Raw genomic sequence first — 21,133 nt, forward strand, 5'->3', positions numbered from 1 at the left:
ACCGAAACCGGTCCGGGGCAGCCCCTTCGTACGCTCGGGCGCTACGCGCGCCTCACGCGTCCTTCGACAGGTTCGGGCCGCCGCCCGCAGCCTGCTCGATCGGCGGGACGTCGGGCAGTGCCGACTTCTCCTCGCCGCGGAACGAGAACTTCTTCTCGTCCCCTTCGCCCTCGGTGCCCACGACCACGATGTGACCGGGACGCAGCTCACCGAAGAGGATCTTCTCGGAGAGGATGTCCTCGATCTCGCGCTGGATCGTCCGGCGCAGCGGCCGGGCGCCCATCACGGGGTCGTAGCCCTTCTTCGCCAGGAGCGACTTGGCCTCGGCACTGAGCTCGATGCCCATGTCGCGGTCCTTGAGGCGCTCGTCCACCTTGGCGATCATCAGGTCGACGATCTGGATGATGTCTTCCTCGGTGAGCTGGTGGAAGACGACCGTGTCGTCGACACGGTTGAGGAACTCGGGCCGGAAGTGCTGCTTGAGCTCTTCGTTGACCTTGACCTTCATCCGCTCGTAGTTCGTCTTGACGTCGCCCTGGGCGGCGAAGCCCAGGTTGAAGCCCTTGGAGATGTCCCGGGTCCCGAGGTTGGTCGTCATGATGATGACCGTGTTCTTGAAGTCCACGACCCGGCCCTGGGAGTCGGTCAGACGACCGTCTTCCAGAATCTGGAGCAGGGAATTGAAGATATCGGGGTGGGCCTTCTCGACCTCGTCGAAGAGAACGACGGAGAACGGCTTGCGGCGCACCTTCTCGGTGAGCTGGCCACCCTCTTCGTAACCCACGTAACCGGGGGGCGAACCGAAGAGGCGGGAAACCGTGTGCTTCTCGCTGAACTCCGACATGTCGAGGGAGATCAGCGCGTCCTCGTCACCGAAGAGGAATTCGGCGAGCGTCTTGGAGAGCTCAGTCTTACCGACACCGGACGGGCCGGCGAAGATGAACGAGCCACCGGGGCGCTTCGGGTCCTTCAGGCCGGCTCGCGTACGGCGGATCGCCTGCGAGAGAGCCTTGATGGCGTCCTTCTGCCCGATGACGCGCTTGTGGAGCTCGTCCTCCATGCGCAGCAGACGCGAGGACTCCTCCTCGGTCAGCTTGAAGACCGGGATACCGGTGGCGGTGGCCAGGACCTCGGCGATGAGCTCGCCGTCGACCTCGGCGACGACGTCCATGTCGCCGGCCTTCCACTCCTTCTCCCGCTTGGCCTTCGCCGCCAGCAGCTGCTTCTCCTTGTCGCGGAGCGAAGCTGCCTTCTCGAAGTCCTGGGAGTCGATGGCCGACTCCTTGTCGCGGCGGACACCCGCGATCTTCTCGTCGAACTCGCGGAGGTCCGGCGGCGCGGTCATCCGGCGGATGCGCATCCGGGAACCGGCCTCGTCGATCAGGTCGATCGCCTTGTCCGGGAGGAAGCGGTCCGAGATGTAGCGGTCGGCCAGGGTGGCGGCCTGGACCAGCGCCTCGTCCGTGATGGAGACCCTGTGGTGGGCCTCGTAACGGTCGCGCAGACCCTTGAGGATCTCGATGGTGTGCGGCAGCGACGGCTCCGCGACCTGGATGGGCTGGAAGCGGCGCTCGAGCGCGGCGTCCTTCTCCAGGTGCTTGCGGTACTCGTCGAGCGTCGTGGCGCCGATGGTCTGGAGTTCGCCTCGCGCCAGCATGGGCTTGAGGATGCTCGCCGCGTCGATCGCGCCCTCGGCGGCGCCCGCACCCACCAGGGTGTGGAGCTCGTCGATGAACAGGATGATGTCGCCGCGGGTGCGGATCTCCTTGAGGACCTTCTTCAGGCGCTCCTCGAAGTCACCTCGGTAGCGGGAGCCCGCCACCAGGGCGCCGAGGTCCAGGGTGTAGAGGTGCTTGTCCTTGAGGGTCTCGGGCACCTCGCCCTTGACGATGGCCTGCGCCAGGCCCTCGACGACCGCCGTCTTGCCGACGCCGGGCTCGCCGATGAGGACCGGGTTGTTCTTCGTACGGCGGGAGAGCACCTGCATGACCCGCTCGATCTCCTTCTCGCGCCCGATGACCGGGTCGAGCTTGGATTCGCGAGCGGCCTGGGTGAGATTCCGGCCGAACTGGTCGAGCACCAGGGACGTCGAGGGCGTGCCCTCGGCGGGGCCGCCCGCTGTGGCGGCCTCCTTGCCTCCCGAGTACCCGGAGAGCAGCTGGATGACCTGCTGCCGCACCCGGTTCAGGTCGGCGCCCAGCTTCACGAGGACCTGGGCCGCGACGCCCTCGCCCTCGCGGATCAGGCCGAGCAGGATGTGCTCCGTGCCGATGTAGTTGTGGCCGAGCTGAAGGGCTTCGCGGAGCGACAGCTCCAGAACCTTCTTGGCCCGGGGCGTGAAGGGGATGTGCCCGGACGGGGCCTGCTGGCCCTGGCCGATGATCTCCTCCACCTGCTGGCGGACCGCCTCGAGCGAAATCCCGAGGCTCTCCAGGGCCTTAGCGGCGACACCCTCACCCTCGTGGATCAGGCCCAGGAGGATGTGCTCGGTGCCGATGTAGTTGTGGTTGAGCATCCGGGCTTCTTCCTGAGCCAGGACGACAACCCGCCGCGCGCGGTCGGTGAACCTCTCGAACATCGTTAATCGCTCCTCAGAGCGGTCAGGCAGTAAGGGGTCGGTCCCCTCCCTGTCCTTCCGCAGCTTAGTCCCGCAAGCGGGGACCGCTCATTTCAACTGCCGACACCCGGCCTTGCTACCTGGCGGATGCCCCGCCACGAACGCCGACAACTGCTCCAACCCGATGGTGCGAGACGATGTTCCCGCAGGCCAGGCAGATAGCCCTTTCGCCAGTACGCCGATGGCGAACGTGAGACGTTTTTGCCCGCGTGTCGCCCCTTCCCACTAGGGATGTCTTACCCGCACCCACCGACAGTCCATGCGGCGCACCCCCGTTTCCTCCGCTACGGGCGAACAACTTCGCGCCGCCTGACGCTCCCGCACCACCCTGGCGCGAGCACACAGAGCAGTCGATCACGGACAGCACGTAACCCGGGAACCGGTTCGGCGGTTCATCGGACATGGCTCCCCTCGTCCCGCCTCCCCGCTCGGCGCCGGAATCCGACGACTGCGCGCAGTGGTACGCCCGCGAGCTCGGCTGGGCCACGACGGACACGTCGCCGGTGCGGCTGCTGACGGGGCTGCGCTTCGACGTGCTGGAGATGCCGGCGGCGGCGGGCCACGCGGCGCTGCGCCGGGTCCGGTGCACCGGTCCGGTGGCGATGGCGGGGCAGCGGATGCGGCTTCTGGTGGCCGCGGGCAGCGCGGAGGAGCTTCCCGGTCTTCTGGACTGGCTGGAGTGGGGCGGAATCACCCTCGACCTGTCCGCCGTCGGGCTCGGCGGGCACATCACGGCTCCACCGCCGCCCGGCGGGGCGACGAAGGGCTCGCCGGGGGCCGCGTTCTGGCTGCGGCCCCCTGGGACGCGCCAGGAGGTGGAGCAGTCGCTCCCGGCCCTCGGCGGCCTCGGGAGCAGGGGTGGGGATGCTCCCGATCTCGTACGACTCGTGGACGCGGCGGCTACGGAATGCCACCGGGCCCGGCTCACGCACGCCCGGACACGCCTGTGGGCCCATCGGCCGACAGGTCAGCCGTTGGCCTTCTCGTAAGCCTCGCGGATCTCGGCCGGAACGCGGCCGCGGTCATTCACATTGTGGCCGTTCTCGCGCGCCCACCTACGGATCTCGGCGGTGTCCTTGTTGCCACCGGTAACGGCGCGGCCCTTGCCGCGGCCGGTCGCGGCGCGACCACCCGTGCGACGGCCACTCTTGGTGTACGGCTCAAGAAGACCACGGAGCTTGTCCGCGTTCGTCGTGGTGAGGTCGATCTCGTACGTCTTGCCGTCAAGAGCGAACGTCACGGTCTCGTCCGCCTCGCCGCCGTCGAGGTCGTCAACAAGAAGGACCTGAACCTTCTGTGCCACCGGATTTCCTTTCATCGAAAATGCAGTACGCGGAAAGGAAACCGCTTTTCCCGGGAAAACACAAACCCCTGGGAGAGGTTCAGGAGTGCAAGAACGCGGGAAACATGCGCGATTCGGACATAGGGGTTCCGGTCTGTTCCGCCGTTCACAGGTGCAGAAGCATCCGGCTGTTGCCCAAGGTGTTCGGCTTCACTCGTTCGAGACCCAGGAACTCGGCGACACCCTCGTCATAGGAACGCAGCAGCTCGCTGTAGACATCTCCGTCGACCGGTGTCTCTCCGATCTCGGTGAAGCCGTGTGCCGCGAAGAAGTCCACTTCGAAGGTGAGACAGAAAACCCTGCGTACACCGAGCCAGCGCGCGGTCTGCAAGAGCTTGTCCAGCACCTGGTGTCCGACTCCGGCGCCCTTGATGCCCGGATCGACGGCGAGAGTACGGACTTCGGCGAGGTCTTCCCACATCACATGGAGTGCGCCGCAGCCGATGACACGGGCGTCCTCGTCTCGTTCGGCGACCCAGAACTCCTGGATGTCCTCGTAAAGCGTCACCGTCGCTTTGTCGAGCAGGATGCCTTCGGAGACGTAGCCGTCAAGGAGCCCCCGGACGGAGGCGACATCGCTCGTCCTGGCCCTGCGGACGGTGATGGCCGGCTTATTTACCGACGGGCCGGTATGAAGATCTGCGCGAGACCCGGTTTCCGGGCCGGTATGAGCTCCGGTTTGCGACTCGGCGCGGTGCTCGGTTTGCGGTTGCTCTGAGGACATCCCCCGACGCTATCGCCCGCCCTCCCGGGGTGCTTCATCGGCCGTGGCCCCGTCATCCGGCCGGCTCTCGGACGGTTCCGGGAAGGCGGGCACGACGACACGCATCGCATCCCGGAGAGCCTCGCGCTGCTCGGCGGACATCATGCCGAAGAAGGCGACCAGTGCGGCAGCGGGGTTGTCGCTCTGCGACCAGGCTTCGTTCATCAGCGCGGCCGAGTATGCGGCGCGGGTGGAGACGGCTGTATATCGATATGCCCGGCCGTCGACTTCCCGGCGCACCCAGCCCTTCTGATGGAGATTGTCCATTACCGTCATGACGGTCGTGTACGCGATGGACCGTTCCTGTTGAAGGTCCTCCAGAACTTCCCGCACCGTGACCGGGCGGTTCCATTGCCAGACCCGTGTCATCACGGCGTCTTCCAGCTCTCCCAATTGGCGAGGCACAGCGTCACCTTAGTGCTAGATGTCTGGAATGGGATATTTCCGGGACCGCAAAAGGGCGCACGGCTCCTCCAGGAGCCGTGCGCCCTTCGTGCTCAGGTCCGGGTCAGACGCTCCCGGCCCGGGGAGCCTGCTCGGCCGACTCGGCACGGGCGATCGCCGCGTCCACGGCGGCGTCCTCCTTGGCCTTGTTGGGGCCGCCCTGGCTCTTGATGATCGTCATGACGAGACCGACGAAGAAGACGGCCATCACCACGGGGGGAACGAGCGCGGATACGTAGTCCATGCCCCCAGGGTAGCGAGCCCGGCATTCCGGCCACTCCCGGGCACCCCCCGGGCGCGGCGGCCCCCTCCCGGCGGCTCAGGACACCGCGCGCTCCTCCGGCGGAGGCGCCGGCACGGGCCTGCGGCGGGGCGGGAAGACCTCGGAGGGCTTGGGCATCGGGCGCTCGCCGGGAGCGGCGGGGCGGGCCGGCGCGGGAGGCCCCGAAGGGGTCCGGGGCCGCTCGGGCTCCTTGGCCGCCGACAGGCCCCCGGGGAGGGCCAGCAGCCGGCTGCGCGGCGCCGGTGCGGTGGCGGGGGCCGCGCACCCGGCGAGACGGGCGCGCACGGAGCGCTCGGCGAGCACCTGGCAGCGCTCCAGGAGGGCCGCCGCGACCGGTGCGCCCCGCAGGGCGCGCAGGGCCGCCAGATCGTCGGGGCGGGGGTCGTAACCCGCCGCGAGTGCGTCCTGGAGGAGCTCCAGATAGCCGCTGAGCGAGCCGGGGAGCGCTTCGCGGTAGCGGGCGAGATCGGCGAGGAGGAAGGCGCGCAGCCTGCCGGCCTCGCTCACCGCCTCGTCCACCGCACCCGCGAGCCGCAGGCAGTCCTGGACGTCATCTTCCGGCAGGGGCGTGGGGTGGAGGGCGTTGGCGAGAGCGCGTCGGAGCACCCGGAGCTCGTCCGCGCTGAACGCCATGCCGCCGCGTGATCCGTAGGGCGTGGGCATGACGCGACAATACGTGCTAAATGGACAAAATCCGCTTAACTGGCCGCCCGGCGGCGCGCCGTCGAGCGCCGCACCGCCGGACCGTTCCCGCAGGTGACCGAGGGCGTGCCCTACATCCTGGCGAGGTTGCGCTCGTACACGAGGCGCAGCCCGATCAGCGTCAGCCACGGTTCGTGCTCGTCGATGACGGAGGAGTCCTTCAACACCATCGGAGCAAGGCCGCCGGTCGCGATGACGGTGACCTCGTCGGGGTCGGCCGCCAGCTCCTTCTTCATGCGCTCGACGACCCCGTCGATCTGGCCCGCGAAGCCGTACACGATGCCGGACTGCATGGCCTCGACGGTGTTCTTGCCGATCACGCTGCGGGGCCTGGCCAGCTCGATCTTGCGGAGCTGGGCCCCCTTCGCCCCGAGAGCCTCCACCGAGATCTCGATGCCGGGCGCGATCACACCGCCCGCGTACTCGCCGCGCGCCGACACCGCGTCGAAGGTGGTGGCGGTGCCGAGGTCCACGACGATCGCCGGGCCCCCGTAGAGCTCGACGGCGGCGACCGCGTTGACGATGCGGTCCGCGCCGACCTCCTTCGGGTTGTCCATCAGGACGGGCACGCCCGTCTTGACGCCCGGCTCCACCAGGACGGCGGGGACGTCGCCGTAGTAGCGGCGGGTGACCTCGCGCAGCTCGTGCAGGACGGCGGGGACGGTCGAGCAGATCGCGATGCCCTCGATGCCGTCGCCGAGTTCCATGCCGAGCAGCGGGTGCATGCCCATCAGGCCCTGGAGCAGGACGGCCAGCTCGTCGGCGGTGCGGCGGGCGTCGGTGGAGATCCTCCAGTGCTCGACGATCTCCTCGCCGTCGAACAGGCCGAGGACCGTGTGGGAGTTTCCGACGTCGATGGTGAGCAGCATCAGGCGACGGCCCCGTCGGTCGGCACCGCGTCGCGGAAGTCCAGGCCGATGTCGAGGATCGGCGAGGAGTGCGTGAGGGCTCCGACGGCCAGATAGTCGACCCCGGCGTCGGCGTAGGCCCGCGCGGAGTCGAGGGAGAGCCGGCCCGAGGACTCCAGCACGGCACGGCCGCCCACGAGGGCGACCGCCTCGGCGGTCGCGGACGGGGTGAAGTTGTCCAGGAGGATCAGGTCGGCGCCCGCGTCGAGCACCTCGCGCACCTGCTCCAGGGTGTCGACCTCGACCTCGATCGCGAGCTCGGGGAACGCCTTCCTGACCCGGGTGAACGCCTCGGCGACACCGCCCGCGGCGATCACGTGGTTGTCCTTGACCAGCGCGGCGTCCACGAGCGACATGCGGTGGTTCACGCCGCCGCCGCAGCGCACGGCGTACTTCTCCAGCGCGCGCAGTCCCGGGGTCGTCTTGCGGGTGTCGCGGACCTTGGCCTTGGTGCCTTCGAGCACATCGGCCCAGGCGCGGGTCGCGGTCGCGATCCCCGAGAGCCGGCAGAGCAGGTTGAGCGCGCTGCGCTCGCCGGTGAGCAGGTCACGGGTGCGGGTGGTGACCGTGAGCAGCTTCTGGCCCGCCACGACGCGGTCGCCGTCCTCGACGTGGCGCTCGACCTCGAACTCGTCGGTGCAGACGATGGAGAGGACGGCCTCGGCGACGCGCAGACCGGCGACCACGCCCGGCTCACGCGCGGTGAAGTCCCCGGTGGCGACGGCGTCCTCAGGGACGGTCGCGACGGTGGTGACGTCCTCGCCGCCGTCGAGGTCCTCCTCGATCGCCACATGGGCGATGTCCTCGACCTGGACCGGGTCCAGCCCGGCCTCGGCCAGGAGCTGGGCCAGCGCGGGGTCGAGGCCGCACTCCAGGCCGTCGGGGTCGTAGCCGTCACCGCAGCCGCAGCCGTCGCCGCAGCCGCCCCCGGACGCGGCGGGTGCGCCGATGTGGATCAGCGGTACGTCCACGGGTGTCGGGCGCGGATTCTCTTCGGGCGTGCTCACGGTTACGGCTCCTCGGGGGCGTCGGCGGGCTGGTTGCGGAGGCTGGTGGGCAGTGCGGAGTCTGCCGGTTCTCCGGCGCGTACGGGCGGGAACGCGGCACTGTCCGTCGTGCGGACGACGGGCCGGCGGTCCGGGGTGACGCGGACGACGAGGTGGCGGCGCCAAGCGTCGTCGTCGCGGTCCGGGAAGTCCTCGCGCCAGTGGCAGCCGCGGGTCTCCTCACGCTCCCTGGCGGCGGCGACGAGCACCCGCGAGACGAGCAGCAGGTTGGTCGCCTCCCACGCCTCCACGCCGGGCACGGCGTCCTTGGGGCCGTCGTCCTCGGCGTCGGCGGCCGCGCGCCGGAGCGCCTCCAGCTCCTCGGCCGCGCCGGCGAGACTGGCGGCGGAGCGGATCACTCCGGCGCCCCTGGTCATGATCCGCTGGATGGTGCCGCGGGACTCGGCGGTGAGCAGCGGGACGGTGCGCTCGCGGGAGGAGTCCACCACCGGTACGCCCGGGGCCGCGGCCCGCGGGCGGCCGGTGGTCTCCGCGCCGCTCGCGATGTCGGCCGCGATGCGCTCGGCGAAGACCAGGCCCTCCAGGAGGGAGTTGGACGCCAGCCGGTTCGCTCCGTGGACACCGGTGCAGGCGACCTCTCCGCAGGCGTACAGGCCGGGGACGGTCGTACGGCCCGTGAGGTCCGTGCGCACGCCGCCCGAGGCGTAGTGCGCGGCGGGGGCCACGGGGATCGGCTCCGTCACCGGGTCGATGCCGTGGGTGCGGCAGGCGGCCAGGATCGTCGGGAAGCGCGTCTCCCACATCTCGGTACCGAAGTGGCGGGCGTCGAGATACATGTGCTCGGTGCCCTGGAGCTGCATCTGGCGGGTGATCGCCTTGGCGACGATGTCGCGGGGCGCCAGCTCGGCCAGCTCGTGCTGCCCGAGCATGAAGCGGGTCCCGGACGCGTCGACGAGATGGGCGCCCTCGCCGCGCACCGCCTCGGACACCAGCGGCTGCTGGCCCTCGGCACCGGCGCCGAGAAACAGGACGGTCGGATGGAACTGGACGAATTCGAGGTCGGAGATCTCGGCCCCGGCCCGCAGTGCGAGCGCCACCCCGTCGCCGGTGGAGACCGGCGGATTGGTGGTGGCGGAGAAGACCTGGCCCATGCCGCCGGTGGCGAGCACCACGGCGGGAGCGCGGACGGCGCCGACGCCGTCGTGCTGGCCCTCGCCCATGACGTGCAGGGTGACGCCTTCGGTACGGCCTTCCGCGTCCGTGAGCAGGTCCAGGACCAGGGCGTTCTCGATGGTGCGCAGGGCGGCGGAGCGGACCGCGCCGACCAGGGCGCGGGAGATCTCGGCGCCCGTCGCGTCGCCCCCGGCGTGCGCGATGCGGCGGCGGTGGTGGCCGCCCTCGCGGGTCAGGGCGATGTCACCCGTCTCCGTGGTGTCGAAGTGGGCGCCCGTGTCGATCAGCCGGCGTACGGCGTCGGGGCCCTCGGTGACCAGGGCCCGCACCGCCGCCTCGTCGCAGAGCCCCGCCCCGGCGACCAGCGTGTCGTCGAGGTGCTGCTCAGGGGTGTCGCCCTCGCCGAGGGCCGCGGCGATGCCGCCCTGCGCCCAGCGGGTGGAGCCGGCGTCCAGGCGGGCCTTGGTGACGACGACCGTCGCGAGGCCCGCCGCCGCGCAGCGCAGCGCGGTGGTGAGACCGGCCACGCCCGAGCCGACCACGACGACGTCCGCGTCGATGGCCCAGCCGGGGGCGGGGGCGGTCAGCCGTATTCCGGTCACGAGAGGGCTCCGAGGGTCAGCGGGATGTTGTCGATCAGGCGGGTGGCTCCCACCCGCGCGGCGACGGCCAGGAGCGCATCACCGCTGACCCGGTCGTCCGGGATCTCGGTGAAGTCGGCCGGGTCCACGAGCGCCACGTAGTCCAGGACGAGCGGCACGTCCGCCTCGGCCGCCTCGTCGAGGACGGCACGGGCGGCGGACCGCACCGCCGCGGGGGCGACGGTCGGCCTGGCCAGCGCCACCGCCTGGGTGTCGGCCGCCGCACGGGCCTCGCCGAGCCGGGTGAGGGCGGCGGCCCTGCCCTCGCGCTCCGGGACCGTTCGGGCGCGGGCGTGCAGCGCCTGCTGGGCGGCCAGCCGGTCGCGGGCGGCGAACAGCGCCCTGGGCAGTGCCAGCGCGGTGTGGCGCTCCTCGGGGGTGAGGAAGCGATTGCGACTGGAGAGGGCGAGGCCGTCCGGGTCGCGGACGGTCGGTACGGCGACGATGTCGATGCCGAAGTTGAGGTCGCGCACCATGCGGCGGACCAGTGCGAGCTGCTGGGCGTCCTTCTGCCCGAAGAACGCCGCGTCCGGCCGGGTGAGGTGCAGGAGCTTGGCGACGACGGTGAGCATGCCGTCGAAGTGCCCGGGGCGGTGGGCGCCTTCCAGCCGCTCTCCCATGGGGCCCGAGGTGATCCTGACCTGCGGGTCGCCGCCCGGGTAGACCTCGTCGACGGAGGGGGCGAAGACCGCGTCGGCCCCGGCCTCCGAGGCGAGGGCCAGGTCGGCCTCCAGGGTGCGGGGATAGCGGTCGAGGTCGGCCGCCTCGCCGAACTGGAGCGGGTTGACGAAGACGGTGACGACGACCTGGCCTTCGGGTCCCGCCGCGGCCCGTGCGGCGCGGATCAGAGTGGCGTGGCCCTCGTGGAGCGCGCCCATCGTCATGGCGACGCAGCGGCGTGCCCCGGGTGCGCGGCCGAGGGCGTCCAGCTCGGCCGCGGTGCTCAGCAGGGTCGCGGGGGCGGGGTTCATCGGCTCGGGTGCGCTGTTCATCGGCTCTCCCCCGGTCCGGACTCGTCCGGGCCGTGTGTTCCGTTCGTTCCGTGCACGGCGTTGCTGTCCGAGAGGACGCCGAGGAGGTCCTCCGCGAGCTCCGCCTTGAGCAGCCCGTGGTCCAGCGCCCGGTCGGCCGTGGCGCGGGCCATGGCGACATATCCGGCCACCGTCTGCGGGGCGTGCCGGCGCAGCTCGCGGATGTGGGCGGACACCGTCCCCGCGTCTCCCCGGGCGACGGGCCCGGTCAGCGCGGCGTCGCCGGAGCGCAGGGCGTTGTCGAGGGCGGCGCCGAGCAGCGGGCCGAGCATCCGGTCGGGGGCGCCCACACCGGCCTTCCGGAGCAGCTCCATGGACTGCGCGACCAGGGTGACCAGGTGGTTCGCGCCGAGGGCGAGCGCGGCGTGGTAGAGCGGCCTGGACTCCTCGGCGACCCATTCGGGCTCGCCGCCCATCTCGATGACGAGCGCCTCCGCGGCGAGCCTGAGCTCCTCGGGTGCGGTGACCCCGAAGGAGCAGCCGGCCAGCCGCTGGACGTCGACGGAGGTGCCGGTGAAGGTCATCGCCGGATGCAGCGCGAGCGGGAGGGCACCGGCCCTCAGCGCGGGGTCGAGCACCTTCGTCCCGTAACGCCCGGAGGTGTGGACCATGAGCTGGCCCGGACGCACGGCGCCGGTCTCGGCGAGGCCTTCGACCAGGCCGGGCAGCGCGTCGTCGGGGACGGTCAGCAGCACGAGGTCGGCCCGTGCGAGGACCTCGGCGGGGGTCACCAGGGGTACGTCGGGGAGCAGGGCGGCGGCCCTGCGCACGGATGCGTCGGAGACGCCCGACACCGCGACCGGGCGGTGTCCGGCGAGCTGCAGCGAGGCGGCGAGGGCGGGGCCGACCCGGCCCGCGCCGACGACTCCGACGGCGAGGCGGGCGGGGCGGTCCCTCGCGTCGAGGGGTTCCTTGGAAACTGATGCGTTCACGCGGCGACGGCCTTCCGTTCCAGTCCGCGGGGGGTACCGGACGATTCCTCTGCATGCTACGCCAGCGTTTCCGTACACCCACCGCTCGTCCACACCCTGTGGATAACTTCCGGCGGCGAGGGGACCCGCGGTGGGCGGTGTCAGTTGTCCGGGTGATGATCGTCCCATGGCAGTCACCGATGAGCAGAAGCAGCGCAACCGCAGGCTGACCGCGTGGCAGCGGTCCGGGAAGGTTCTGGCGCGGGCCTCCGCCGACCACACGCTGGCCGAGCGGCTGACCGCGCTCGCCGCCGGAGCCGGCACCGTCCACGACCTGGACGAGTGGACGGATGTGTACGGGGACGGGGTCGTCGCCGAGGTCGAGCGGCGCACCGCCGATCTGCTGGGGATGGAGGCCGCGGCGTTCTTCCCGACCGGGACAATGGCCCAGCAGATCGCCCTCCGGTGCTGGGCGGGGCGTACGGGCAGTCCGGTCGTCGCGCTGCATCCGCTGGCCCACCCCGAGGTGCACGAGCGCTCCGCCCTCACCTCCGTGGCCGGACTGCGCACGGTGCATCCCACGAGCGCTCCCCGCCAGGCGACGGCGGAGGAGATCCGGGACTTCCCGGAGCCGTTCGGCACGCTCATGGTGGAGCTGCCCCTGCGCGACGCCGGTTTCGTCCTGCCCTCCTGGGAGGAGCTGGAGGCCTCCGTGGCCGCCGCGCGGGAGCGGGACGCCGTGGTGCATCTGGACGGGGCGCGGCTCTGGGAGTGCACGTCGCACTTCGGGCGCGGGCTGCCGGAGATCGCCGCGCTCGCCGACAGCGTGTACGTGTCGTTCTACAAGTCCCTGGACGGCATGTCCGGCGCGGTGCTCGCCGGGCCCGAGTCGCTGATCGAGGAGGCCAGGACCTGGCGCCACCGCTACGGCGGACAGGTCTTCCAGCAGTATCCGGCCGCCCTCTCCGCCCTGCTGGGCCTGGAGCGGGAGCTGCCGAGGCTGCCGTCGTACGTGGCCCACGCCAAGGTGGTCGCCGGCGCGCTCTCGGAGGGCCTGGCCGCGTCGCCGGTGCCGTGGTTCCGGGTGCACCCGGAGCCGCCGCACACCCACCAGTTCCAGGTCTGGCTGCCGTACGCCGCCGAGGTGCTGGACGAGGCGTCGGTGCGGCAGGCCGAGGAGACGGGCGTGACGCTCTTCCGCCGCTGGTTCGCGGCTCCGTCCGGTCCGCCCGGGCTCTCGTTCACCGAGGTCACGGTGGCGGCTCCGGGGCTGGAGTGGACGGCGGGCGACGTGAAGGAGGCGGTGGCGGAGTTCACGGCACGGCTCGCGTAGGAGGTGCGGCTCGCGTAGGAGGTGCGGCTCGCGTAAGCGGCCCGGCTCGCGTAAGCGGCCCGGCTCGCGTAAGCGGCCCGGCTCGCGTAAGCGGCCCGGCTCGCGTAAGCGGCCCGGCGGATCAGGCCAGGGGCGGCCTGTGGGCGGCCGCCCAGGCGCGGATGCGCCTGCGGATGCCGCGCAGGACGTCCCGGTCGTGCCTGCCGGGCAGCGGTGGCGGCACCTCGCCGTGCTGCGCGGCCCGATAGCTGTCGAGCATGTGCTGCTGAACGATGTCCATGAATCCAGCCTGACCCCGCCCCCGCCCGCTCCGCCCGTGGATTGACGACTGCGGTCAAGTGGGGGGAACCCCCGCTCCGGCACCCCGCACTATGGAGGGGTGAGCGTGCACATCGACATCGCGGGTCTGCCTCCCGAACGCATCGTTTTCGAGACCTCCCCTCTGGCAGAGCTGGGGCTGGCCCTGCACGCGCTCTCCGAGCCCGGGCACCACCCCGGCCTGCACGGCTGGGCGACCGCGACCTCCGCCGCCCTGGAGCCGGACCTCGCGGACCGGCTGAACGAGGCGGAGTTCCTGTGGCGGAACACGTTCTCCGACATCTTCATGCCGTTCGCCGGTGTCCCGGGCGGCGACGGCAGGACCGGCGCGACCCTCGCCGAGGACCTGGACATCCTCGACAAGCTGGACGACGAGCGGTTCGTCTCGGCCGCCCTGGAGTTCACCTGCACCAGCCTGTACGGAACGGGCGCGCCCTCTCCGCTCGCCGACGCCCCGATGCGGACCCGCGCGCTGGACATGGCGGCGGCCAGGGGGCCCAAGCCGCTGGCCTTCACCCGCCAGTTGCTGGCCGACCCCGTCTCCGTGCGCGGCTGGGTCCGGCGGCTCTTCGAGGACTGCGACCAGGCCTTCTTCTCCGACACCTGGCAGCGCGCCCAGGTCCAGCTGGCGACCGACGCCCGGCACAAGACGGAGGTGCTGCGCCGCAAGGGCCTCGGCGCGGCGCTGGACGCGGTCTCCGCGGCCCTGTCACTGGACGAGCAGGCCGGCAGGATCAGCGTCGACAAGCTGACCACGGGGCGCACCGAGGCCACGGGGTCCGCCACCGGCACCGGTCTCACCCTCATCCCGACCAGCTTCGGCTGGCCGCATCTGATGGTGCTGCACGCCCCCGGCTGGCGCCCGGTGATCCAGTACCCGGTGCACCGCCCGGAGCTGCCCTCCCCCGCGTCCGTCGAACTGCTCCAGCTCCGGATGGAGGCGCTGGCCCACCCGATGCGGATGCGGATCTGCCGCAACCTGGCCCGTTCCCCGTACACCACGGGCGAACTCGCCGCGTCGCACGGCATCACACCGCCCGAGGTCTCCCGCCATCTGGCGGTGCTCAAGAAGGCCGGGCTCGTCACCACCCGCAGGCGCGGCAGGTACGTCCTGCACGCGCTCGACCTGACCGTGGTGGCCCGGCTGGGCAGCGACTTCCTGGAGGGCGTACTGCGGTGAGCCGCGGGCTCACGGACGTACGCCGGCGTGCGTACCGCGGTCGATCCGCGGCGCCCGGAGTGCGCGGGTGGGCGTCAGCCCGCCCCGCCACCGGCCCTGACCAGCCCCGTCTCGTAAGCGAGGACGACGACCTGGACGCGGTCGCGCAGCCCCAGTTTGGTGAGGATGCGGCCGACATGGGTCTTCACGGTCGCCTCGGAGAGGACCAGGCGGGCCGCGATCTCGCCGTTCGACAGTCCCTGGGCGACCAGCAGCATCACTTCGCGCTCGCGCTCCGTCAGCTTCCCCACGTGCTTGTTCCGCGGTTCCTGCGTGCTGCTCGGCAGCATCGGGGAGAAGCGGTCGAGCAGCCGGCGGGTCGTGGACGGGGCCACGACGGCGTCGCCGCTGTGCACCGAGCGGATCGCGGAGAGCAGCTCGCCGGGCGGCACGTCCTTGAGCATGAACCCGCTGGCACCCGCCTTCAGGCCGGAGAAGGCGTACTCGTCCAGATCGAACGTGGTCAGGATCAGCACCTTGGGCGGTTCGGTCCGCGCGCAGATGCGCCGGGTCGCCTCGACCCCGTCCAGCCGTGGCATGCGTACGTCCATCAGCACCACGTCGACCGACGTGGAGTCGAGCACCTCGATCGCCTCGGCCCCGTCGCCCGCCTCCGCGACGACCTCCATGTCCGGCTGTGCGGCGAGCACCATCCGGAAGCCGGTGCGCAGCAGCACCTGGTCGTCGACGAGCATCACGCGGATCGCCATGCGGTGTCCTGTCCTTCCTTCACTGGTTGGCCGGCTTGAGCGGGAGCAGCGCGCTGATCCGGAAGCCGCCGCCCTGGCGCGGGCCCGCGTCCAGGGTGCCGCCGACCATGCCGACCCGTTCGCGCATGCCGATCATTCCCTGTCCCGCGCCGTCGATCCCGCCGTCCTCGTACAGCTCGTGCGGCGCCCCCCGGCCGTCGTCCTCGACGAGGAGGCCGAGCCCGTCGTCGAAGTAGACGAGCCGCACGCTCGCCCCGGCGTCCGGGCCGCCGTGCTTGCGGGTGTTGGTGAGGGCTTCCTGGACGATGCGGTACGCGGTCAGCTCGACCCCGCTCGGCAGCGGACGCGGAGTGCCCTCGATCCTGAAGTCCACCGCGAGGCCGGTCTCCCTGACCTTGCCCACGAGTTCCTCGATCTGCTCGACGTCGGGCTGGGGGACGTACTCCCCGCTCTCCTTGGCGTCCCCGGTCCTCAGCACACCGAGCAGCCGTCGCATCTCCGCGAGGGCCTGGCGGCCGGTGCTGGAGATGGTCTCCAGTGCCTGGCGGGCCTGATCCGGGGACGCGTCCATGACATACGCGGCGCCGTCGGCCTGGACCACCATCACCGAGACGTTGTGCGCGACGACATCGTGCAGTTCACGGGCGATACGGGCGCGTTCGGCGGCCACGGCCACCTTCGACTGCGCCTCGCGCTCGCGCTCCAGCCTGGCGGCGCGCTCCTCCAGCTGGCTGAAGTAGGCCCGCCTGGTGCGTATCGAGTCACCGAGCACCCAGGCCAGGACGAACGGCACGGTCATGATGACGACGTAGCCGAGGCTCTGCGCCCAGCCGCCTACCGGGGCGTCGCCGGGCCAGCGCAGCCGCGAGATCCCCGCAGCGGCCAGGCTGCATCCGAGGGCGAGCCGGGACGCCCAGCGCTCGCCGACCGTGGCGACGGTGTAGGTGATCACCAGCATGGCGAAGTCCGCCACATCCGGCCGCACTCCGAACAGCAGCTGGGCGACGCCCATCAGGATCGCGAGCAGCAGCATCTTCTCCGGTGCCCGGCGGCGCAGCGCGACCACGACGCAGAGTCCGACGGCGATCGGCACGGCGGCGACGCGCTCCGGGCCGCCCCCGACCTGGCCGGCCACGATGGACACGCCGGAGAACCCGAGGAGGCAGACAGCCCAGAGGATGTCGACGCCCGTCGGGTGTCTGCGGATGAAATCGTAGAAGCGCTGCACGTTACCCAGCGTAGGGACAGCTGATCGGTACCAGGGTCAGCCGGAGGATCGATCCGGGTCCTGGGACCGTACTCCCCAAGGTGGAGACTTGCCTACGTGACGTATGCCTGGTGCCGATGGCGGGAAGCCGCAGAGTCCGCTTTGTACGGTGACGAGGGCTTCTACCGGCGCCCGGAGGGCCCCGCGGGCCATTTCCGCACGTCGGTGCACGCCTCCCCGCTGTTCGCGACCGCCGTCGCCCGGCTGCTGGCCGCCACGGCCGGGGAGCTGGGCACGGACTCCGTCGACCTGGTGGATGTGGGGGCAGGCCGCGGCGAGCTGGTGACCGGGGTGCTGGCGGCGCTGCGGGACGGCTCCCTCGCTCCGGGGCTCACCGTACGGGCGTACGCCGTGGAGATCGCCCCGCGCCCGCCGGGCCTGGACCCCGCCGTCGAGTGGTGCGCCGAACTCCCGCGGGGGACACGGGGGCTGCTGTTCGCCAACGAATGGCTGGACAACGTGCCGACCGAGATCGCCGAGGCCGACGCCGACGGGGTGGCCCGCTACGTCCTCGTGCGGAGCGACGGCACCGAGCGGCTGGGCGATCCGGTGACCGGGGCCGACGCCCGGTGGCTGAGCCACTGGTGGCCGCTGTCCGGGCCCGGTGACCGTGCGGAGATCGGCGGGCCGCGCGACGAGGCCTGGGCTGCGGCCGTCGCCTCCCTGGACTCCGGGACCGCCGTGGCCGTGGACTACGCGCATGTCCGGGCGGCGAGGCCGCCGTTCGGGACGCTCACGGGTTTCCGGGAGGGCCGCGAGGTGAAGCCGGTACCCGACGGCGGCTGCGACCTGACCTCCCACGTCGCCCTGGACGCATGCGCGGCGGCGGCCGGGGGCACCGCCGAACTGCTGGACCAGCGGACGGCGCTGCGTGAACTGGGCGTGAGCGGCGAACGGCCGCCGCTGGCCAGGGCGTCGGCCGATCCCGTCGGCTATGTGCGGGCGCTCGCGTCGGCGGGCGAGGCCGCGGAGCTCACGGCGCGGGGCGGGCTGGGCGACTTCGGCTGGCTGCGGCAACGGGTCACGGACCGCGACGATGGACAGGGACGGCGGTTCACGGACCGCGAGGAGGGATAGCGGGGCCCGGATCGCGAGGAGGGATACTGTCCCGCATGACGGAGACGACGATCGGCATCGGCGGCGCGGCGGAGAGCACCGACATGGTGCTGAACATCGGTCCCCAGCACCCCTCCACGCACGGCGTGCTCCGGCTGCGGCTCGTGCTGGACGGCGAGCGGATCCAGCAGGCCGAGCCGGTCATCGGCTATATGCACCGCGGCGCGGAGAAGCTCTTCGAGGCCCGGGACTACCGCCAGATCATCATGCTCGCCAACCGCCACGACTGGCTGTCGGCGTTCTCCAACGAGCTCGGTGTCGTCATGGCCGTCGAGCGCATGCTCGGCATGGAGGTCCCGGAGCGCGCCGTCTGGACGAGGACGCTGCTCGCGGAGCTGAACCGGGTCCTGAACCATCTGATGTTCCTCGGCTCCTACCCCCTCGAACTCGGCGGGATCACCCCGATGTTCCACGCGTTCCGGGAGCGCGAGGAGCTCCAGGCCGTGATGGAGGAGGTCTCCGGCGGCCGGATGCACTACATGTTCAACCGGGTCGGCGGCCTCAAGGAGGACCTGCCCGCGGGCTGGCTCGGCCGGGCCAGGGACGCCGTGGCCTCGGTGCGTTCGCGGATGGACGTCTACGACCGGCTGGTCCTCGGCAACGAGATCTTCCGGGGCCGCACCCGTGGCGTGGGGGTGCTGTCCGCCGACGCCGTGCACGCCTACGGGGTCTCCGGGCCGATCGCCCGGGCCTCGGGCGTCGACTTCGACCTGCGCCGGGACGAGCCGTATCTCGCGTACGGGGAGCTGCGGGACACCCTCAAGGTCGTCACCCGGACCGAGGGGGACTGCCTGGCGCGCTTCGAGTGCCTGCTGGAGCAGACGCACAACGCGCTGGACCTCGCCGACGCCTGCCTGGACCGGATGGCGGACCTGGCGCCCGGGCCCATCAACCAGCGGCTGCCCAAGGTGCTGAAGGCGCCGGAGGGGCACACCTACGCCTGGACCGAGAACCCGCTCGGCATCAACGGCTACTACCTGGTCTCCACGGGCGAGAAGACCCCGTACCGGCTGAAGCTGCGCTCCGCCTCGTACAACAACATCCAGGCGCTGACCGAGCTGCTGCCGGGCACGCTCGTCGCCGACATGGTGGCGATCCTCGGATCGCTCTTCTTCGTCGTCGGGGACATCGACAAGTAGCCCCGTCCCGCCCCGCTCCGCCCCGGCGGAGCCGGTTACTACGAGGAGATCGCGCTCCGCAGCCCGACGACGTCCAGCTGCTCGGTGTCGTCGTGCGCCGTCAGGTCGATGACCTTGCCGACCGCGCGGTTCTCGGCCGTGCCCGTGCGGTGCGCCGCCAGGGCCTCCTCGCCCACCACGTCCGCGAGGTCCTCGTTCTGCACGGACTCGATCGCGGCGTTCGCCTTCTGCGTCCCGAAGAAGTCGAAGCTTCCCTGCGGGACGAGATGGCGGCGCGCCGCGGCGTACGGGACGACCGCGGAGGCCGCGGGCACGGCGCGCGGCGGGCGCACGGGGGCGGGCGACAGCTTCGGGGCGGGCAGGGCGGCCTGCGTACGGCGGTGCTGGAGGTCACCCGCTCCGGCGACCGCCGCGTGCTTCCCCTTCGGGCCGTTTCCCTCCGTGTCCCGGTCCGCGGCACGCTCGGCGAGATCGCGCCGCCTGGCCAGCTCGGCCGTGCGGCGGGCCTCCTGGAGCGCCGCGTTCCGCGAGAGGTCCTGGAGTGCCTGGGCGGCCCTCAGATAGGCCCCGGGGGTCGGTGTGGAGCTCGCGGGAAGCAGCTCGCGCGGAGCGGACGCCTCGATGGCGAGCTGCCTGCGGCCCTCCAGCGCGCTGGCCCGCTCGGTCTCGGCGTTGGCGTACCGGCGCAGCAGCGCCGCGTGCTCGTTCCGCAGCCCGGCGAGCTCCACGCGCTTGCGGCGCAGCTTGGTCTCCAGCCGGACGCGCAGTTCCCGTGATTCCTCGAGGTCGGCCTCGACCTCGGCTATGCGCTCCTCGGTCTTCCATTCGTCGCTGGCACGCGCCCGGGTCAGCTCCGCCACACGGAGCCCGGCGGCCCGGTCCCAGCTGCGCATCAGCCAGGCACCGGTGACGGCGGCGGCCGCCGTCACGGCCACCAGGGCGCGCAGGGCCTGCGGTTCCGCGAGGAGCCAGGCGCCGGCGGCACAGACGACCGGCACTCCGGCCAGCACGGCGGGCGGCAGGATTCTGTGAAGGGGCGGCGAATGGCGGTGGCGTCCTCGTGGCATGGCCCGAAATTTACCGTGCGTACGAGTCACTTGGGAGGCCGCCCGGCAATCTGTTCCCCGCCGGTTACCTAGCGGCCTCTCAAGTGGCCCTTCGATACGCCCTTTTACTTCTTGATCAAGCCCTTCGACCGCAGATAGTCCGCAGCCGCGTCGGCGGGCTTGGCACGCTCGGCGTCGACCTTGCGGTTGAGTTCCGCGAGGTCCTTCGTGGTGAGTACGCCGGTGAGCTTCGCCAGCGCCTCCGCGATCTCCGGGGCGCCCGCGTCCTTGGCATTGACAACCGGAAGGACGTTGTCCGCATTCTGGAGCTTCTTGTCGTCCTCCAGGAACACCAGCCCGTAAGTGTCGAGCACCGCGTCCGTGGTGGTCGTGAGGACCAGCTGGTCCTTGCCGTCCTTGACGGCCTGCTTGGACTGCGGCGTGCCGACACCCTTGGGATCGATGCCGGTGACGTCGATGCCGTACGTCTTCTTCAGTCCGGGAGCGCAGAACGGGCGCACCTCGCACTCGTCACCCGCCGCGATCTTCACCTTGATCTTCGAGGCGCCGAGATCGGAAAGCGTCCTCAGGCTGTTCTTGTCGGCGAATTCCTTCGTCACCGCGAAGGCGTTCTGGTCGACGGCCTCGCCCGCCGGAAGGACCTTCAGCCCGAGCGGGGTGGCGAGCTTCTCCAGGGCCGCCACGGTGGCCGTCACGTCACCCGAGGCGACCGGGTTCTTCCCCGCCTCGTCCGCGCCGTTGACCTTGGCGTTGAGGAATTCCGCGAGGGTCGCCGCGTATTCCGGTACGACGTCGATCTCACCCTTCTCCAGGGAGGGTTCGTAGAGTTCGCGGTTCTTCACCGTGGTGATCGAGGCGTCGTATCCGGCGTCGCCCAGAATCTGCGCGTACAGCTCGGCCAGCACCTTCGACTCGGTGAAGGCGGCGGCGCCCACGACGAGCGAGCCCTTCCTGGAACCGGCACCCGAACCCGCGTCCGAGCCGCTCTTCTCGCTCTCCAGGCTGTCGCCGCCGCAGGCCGCGAGCGACCCTGCCAGCGCGACCACTCCGATGACCGCACCCGCTATGCGCGAGGTCCTGCTCATGGTGTTCTCCGTCCGGGAAATGGTGTGCACAGTGCGAAAGGGTCCGCGTGTTCCTAC

General features: G+C 71.4%; 21 protein-coding genes. 5 read left to right on the top strand and 16 right to left on the bottom strand.

Annotated elements, in window-relative coordinates:
• Window positions 1–52: 52 nt before the first annotated feature.
• Window positions 53–2,578, bottom strand: a complete 2,526-nt coding sequence (locus tag ACWCQM_RS22225) for an ATP-dependent Clp protease ATP-binding subunit (protein WP_450916899.1) — start codon at window positions 2,576–2,578, stop codon at window positions 53–55.
• Window positions 2,579–3,018: 440 nt separating this feature from the next.
• On the opposite strand from ACWCQM_RS22225, the gene ACWCQM_RS22230 reads away from it, so the two are divergent.
• Window positions 3,019–3,606 (top strand): SCO3374 family protein, encoded by a 588-nt coding sequence (locus tag ACWCQM_RS22230; protein WP_450916900.1) that lies wholly within the window; start codon window positions 3,019–3,021, stop codon window positions 3,604–3,606.
• Here the strand turns inward: ACWCQM_RS22230 and ACWCQM_RS22235 are convergent.
• The 10 genes from ACWCQM_RS22235 to ACWCQM_RS22280 all read right to left on the bottom strand — a co-directional run bounded on the left by ACWCQM_RS22235 (window position 3,585) and on the right by ACWCQM_RS22280 (window position 11,843).
• Window positions 3,585–3,920, bottom strand: coding sequence for a histone-like nucleoid-structuring protein Lsr2 (locus tag ACWCQM_RS22235; protein ID WP_073750230.1), 336 nt, complete (start codon window positions 3,918–3,920; stop codon window positions 3,585–3,587). The genes ACWCQM_RS22230 and ACWCQM_RS22235 overlap by 22 nt on opposite strands.
• A gap of 145 nt (window positions 3,921–4,065) precedes the next feature.
• Window positions 4,066–4,683 carry an amino-acid N-acetyltransferase gene (locus ACWCQM_RS22240; protein WP_450916901.1) on the bottom strand — a complete coding sequence of 206 codons (618 nt, stop codon included), beginning with the start codon at window positions 4,681–4,683 and terminating at the stop codon, window positions 4,066–4,068.
• A gap of 9 nt (window positions 4,684–4,692) precedes the next feature.
• Window positions 4,693–5,127: a BlaI/MecI/CopY family transcriptional regulator gene (locus tag ACWCQM_RS22245; protein WP_267075018.1), complete on the bottom strand. Its 435-nt coding sequence runs from the start codon at window positions 5,125–5,127 to the stop codon at window positions 4,693–4,695.
• Between the two features lie 103 nt (window positions 5,128–5,230).
• Window positions 5,231–5,410 (bottom strand): hypothetical protein, encoded by a 180-nt coding sequence (locus tag ACWCQM_RS22250; RefSeq protein WP_073750232.1) that lies wholly within the window; start codon window positions 5,408–5,410, stop codon window positions 5,231–5,233.
• A gap of 75 nt (window positions 5,411–5,485) precedes the next feature.
• Complete coding sequence (locus ACWCQM_RS22255) at window positions 5,486–6,082, bottom strand: hypothetical protein (protein ID WP_450917033.1); 597 nt, start codon at window positions 6,080–6,082, stop codon at window positions 5,486–5,488.
• 140 nt (window positions 6,083–6,222) lie between these two features.
• The gene (locus ACWCQM_RS22260) at window positions 6,223–7,020 is read right to left on the bottom strand and encodes a type III pantothenate kinase (protein ID WP_073750234.1); all 798 of its coding nucleotides are present in this window, start codon (window positions 7,018–7,020) and stop codon (window positions 6,223–6,225) included.
• Window positions 7,020–8,066 carry a carboxylating nicotinate-nucleotide diphosphorylase gene (gene nadC / locus ACWCQM_RS22265; protein WP_450916902.1) on the bottom strand — a complete coding sequence of 349 codons (1,047 nt, stop codon included), beginning with the start codon at window positions 8,064–8,066 and terminating at the stop codon, window positions 7,020–7,022. The genes ACWCQM_RS22260 and nadC overlap by 1 nt, the downstream gene beginning before the upstream one ends.
• Window positions 8,067–8,068: 2 nt before the next feature.
• Window positions 8,069–9,841, bottom strand: coding sequence for an L-aspartate oxidase (locus ACWCQM_RS22270; protein ID WP_450916903.1), 1,773 nt, complete (start codon window positions 9,839–9,841; stop codon window positions 8,069–8,071).
• The gene (gene panC / locus ACWCQM_RS22275) at window positions 9,838–10,851 is read right to left on the bottom strand and encodes a pantoate--beta-alanine ligase (protein ID WP_450917034.1); all 1,014 of its coding nucleotides are present in this window, start codon (window positions 10,849–10,851) and stop codon (window positions 9,838–9,840) included. The genes ACWCQM_RS22270 and panC overlap by 4 nt, the downstream gene beginning before the upstream one ends.
• Window positions 10,852–10,868: 17 nt before the next feature.
• On the bottom strand, window positions 10,869–11,843 hold the full coding sequence (locus ACWCQM_RS22280; RefSeq protein WP_450916904.1) for a Rossmann-like and DUF2520 domain-containing protein: 975 nt from the start codon (window positions 11,841–11,843) through the stop codon (window positions 10,869–10,871).
• A gap of 166 nt (window positions 11,844–12,009) precedes the next feature.
• Between ACWCQM_RS22280 and ACWCQM_RS22285 the strand changes: the two genes are divergently transcribed.
• Window positions 12,010–13,155 (top strand): threonine aldolase family protein, encoded by a 1,146-nt coding sequence (locus ACWCQM_RS22285; protein WP_450916905.1) that lies wholly within the window; start codon window positions 12,010–12,012, stop codon window positions 13,153–13,155.
• A 121-nt stretch (window positions 13,156–13,276) separates the two neighbouring features.
• Here ACWCQM_RS22285 and ACWCQM_RS22290 read toward each other — a convergent pair whose 3' ends face one another.
• Window positions 13,277–13,435, bottom strand: coding sequence for a hypothetical protein (locus ACWCQM_RS22290; RefSeq protein ID WP_198959785.1), 159 nt, complete (start codon window positions 13,433–13,435; stop codon window positions 13,277–13,279).
• A gap of 105 nt (window positions 13,436–13,540) precedes the next feature.
• Between ACWCQM_RS22290 and ACWCQM_RS22295 the strand changes: the two genes are divergently transcribed.
• Window positions 13,541–14,653: a DUF5937 family protein gene (locus ACWCQM_RS22295; protein WP_450917035.1), complete on the top strand. Its 1,113-nt coding sequence runs from the start codon at window positions 13,541–13,543 to the stop codon at window positions 14,651–14,653.
• Window positions 14,654–14,727: 74 nt separating this feature from the next.
• Here the strand turns inward: ACWCQM_RS22295 and ACWCQM_RS22300 are convergent, their stop codons facing one another.
• Together ACWCQM_RS22300 and ACWCQM_RS22305 are read right to left on the bottom strand one after the other, a co-directional pair.
• Window positions 14,728–15,402: a response regulator gene (locus ACWCQM_RS22300; RefSeq protein WP_450916906.1), complete on the bottom strand. Its 675-nt coding sequence runs from the start codon at window positions 15,400–15,402 to the stop codon at window positions 14,728–14,730.
• A 19-nt stretch (window positions 15,403–15,421) separates the two neighbouring features.
• Complete coding sequence (locus ACWCQM_RS22305) at window positions 15,422–16,630, bottom strand: sensor histidine kinase (protein ID WP_450916907.1); 1,209 nt, start codon at window positions 16,628–16,630, stop codon at window positions 15,422–15,424.
• Between the two features lie 96 nt (window positions 16,631–16,726).
• On the opposite strand from ACWCQM_RS22305, the gene ACWCQM_RS22310 reads away from it, so the two are divergent.
• Both ACWCQM_RS22310 and ACWCQM_RS22315 read left to right on the top strand, forming a co-directional pair.
• Window positions 16,727–17,746, top strand: a complete 1,020-nt coding sequence (locus ACWCQM_RS22310) for an SAM-dependent methyltransferase (RefSeq protein ID WP_450916908.1) — start codon at window positions 16,727–16,729, stop codon at window positions 17,744–17,746.
• A 35-nt stretch (window positions 17,747–17,781) separates the two neighbouring features.
• Window positions 17,782–18,924, top strand: coding sequence for an NADH-quinone oxidoreductase subunit D (locus tag ACWCQM_RS22315; protein WP_450916909.1), 1,143 nt, complete (start codon window positions 17,782–17,784; stop codon window positions 18,922–18,924).
• Between the two features lie 38 nt (window positions 18,925–18,962).
• Here ACWCQM_RS22315 and ACWCQM_RS22320 read toward each other — a convergent pair whose 3' ends face one another.
• Window positions 18,963–19,991, bottom strand: a complete 1,029-nt coding sequence (locus ACWCQM_RS22320) for a hypothetical protein (protein ID WP_450916910.1) — start codon at window positions 19,989–19,991, stop codon at window positions 18,963–18,965.
• Window positions 19,992–20,095: 104 nt separating this feature from the next.
• Window positions 20,096–21,076, bottom strand: a complete 981-nt coding sequence (locus tag ACWCQM_RS22325) for an ABC transporter substrate-binding protein (RefSeq protein WP_450916911.1) — start codon at window positions 21,074–21,076, stop codon at window positions 20,096–20,098.
• Window positions 21,077–21,133 lie beyond the last annotated feature (57 nt).

It is taken from the genome of Streptomyces sp. NPDC002125 (assembly GCF_053593715.1).

Bases quoted from the DNA above. Each gene is read 5' to 3' on its own strand.
- ACWCQM_RS22225 (WP_450916899.1), bottom strand. From the start codon at position 2,578: ATGTTCGAGAGGTTCACCGACCGCGCGCGGCGGGTTGTCGTCCTGGCT.
- ACWCQM_RS22230 (WP_450916900.1), top strand. From the start codon at position 3,019: ATGGCTCCCCTCGTCCCGCCTCCCCGCTCGGCGCCGGAATCCGACGAC.
- ACWCQM_RS22240 (WP_450916901.1), bottom strand. From the start codon at position 4,683: ATGTCCTCAGAGCAACCGCAAACCGAGCACCGCGCCGAGTCGCAAACC.
- ACWCQM_RS22250 (WP_073750232.1), bottom strand. From the start codon at position 5,410: ATGGACTACGTATCCGCGCTCGTTCCCCCCGTGGTGATGGCCGTCTTC.
- ACWCQM_RS22255 (WP_450917033.1), bottom strand. From the start codon at position 6,082: ATGGCGTTCAGCGCGGACGAGCTCCGGGTGCTCCGACGCGCTCTCGCC.
- ACWCQM_RS22260 (WP_073750234.1), bottom strand. From the start codon at position 7,020: ATGCTGCTCACCATCGACGTCGGAAACTCCCACACGGTCCTCGGCCTG.
- panC (WP_450917034.1), bottom strand. From the start codon at position 10,851: ATGAACCCCGCCCCCGCGACCCTGCTGAGCACCGCGGCCGAGCTGGAC.
- ACWCQM_RS22285 (WP_450916905.1), top strand. From the start codon at position 12,010: ATGGCAGTCACCGATGAGCAGAAGCAGCGCAACCGCAGGCTGACCGCG.
- ACWCQM_RS22290 (WP_198959785.1), bottom strand. From the start codon at position 13,435: ATGGACATCGTTCAGCAGCACATGCTCGACAGCTATCGGGCCGCGCAG.
- ACWCQM_RS22300 (WP_450916906.1), bottom strand. From the start codon at position 15,402: ATGGCGATCCGCGTGATGCTCGTCGACGACCAGGTGCTGCTGCGCACC.
- ACWCQM_RS22315 (WP_450916909.1), top strand. From the start codon at position 17,782: ATGACGGAGACGACGATCGGCATCGGCGGCGCGGCGGAGAGCACCGAC.
- ACWCQM_RS22320 (WP_450916910.1), bottom strand. From the start codon at position 19,991: ATGCCACGAGGACGCCACCGCCATTCGCCGCCCCTTCACAGAATCCTG.
- ACWCQM_RS22325 (WP_450916911.1), bottom strand. From the start codon at position 21,076: ATGAGCAGGACCTCGCGCATAGCGGGTGCGGTCATCGGAGTGGTCGCG.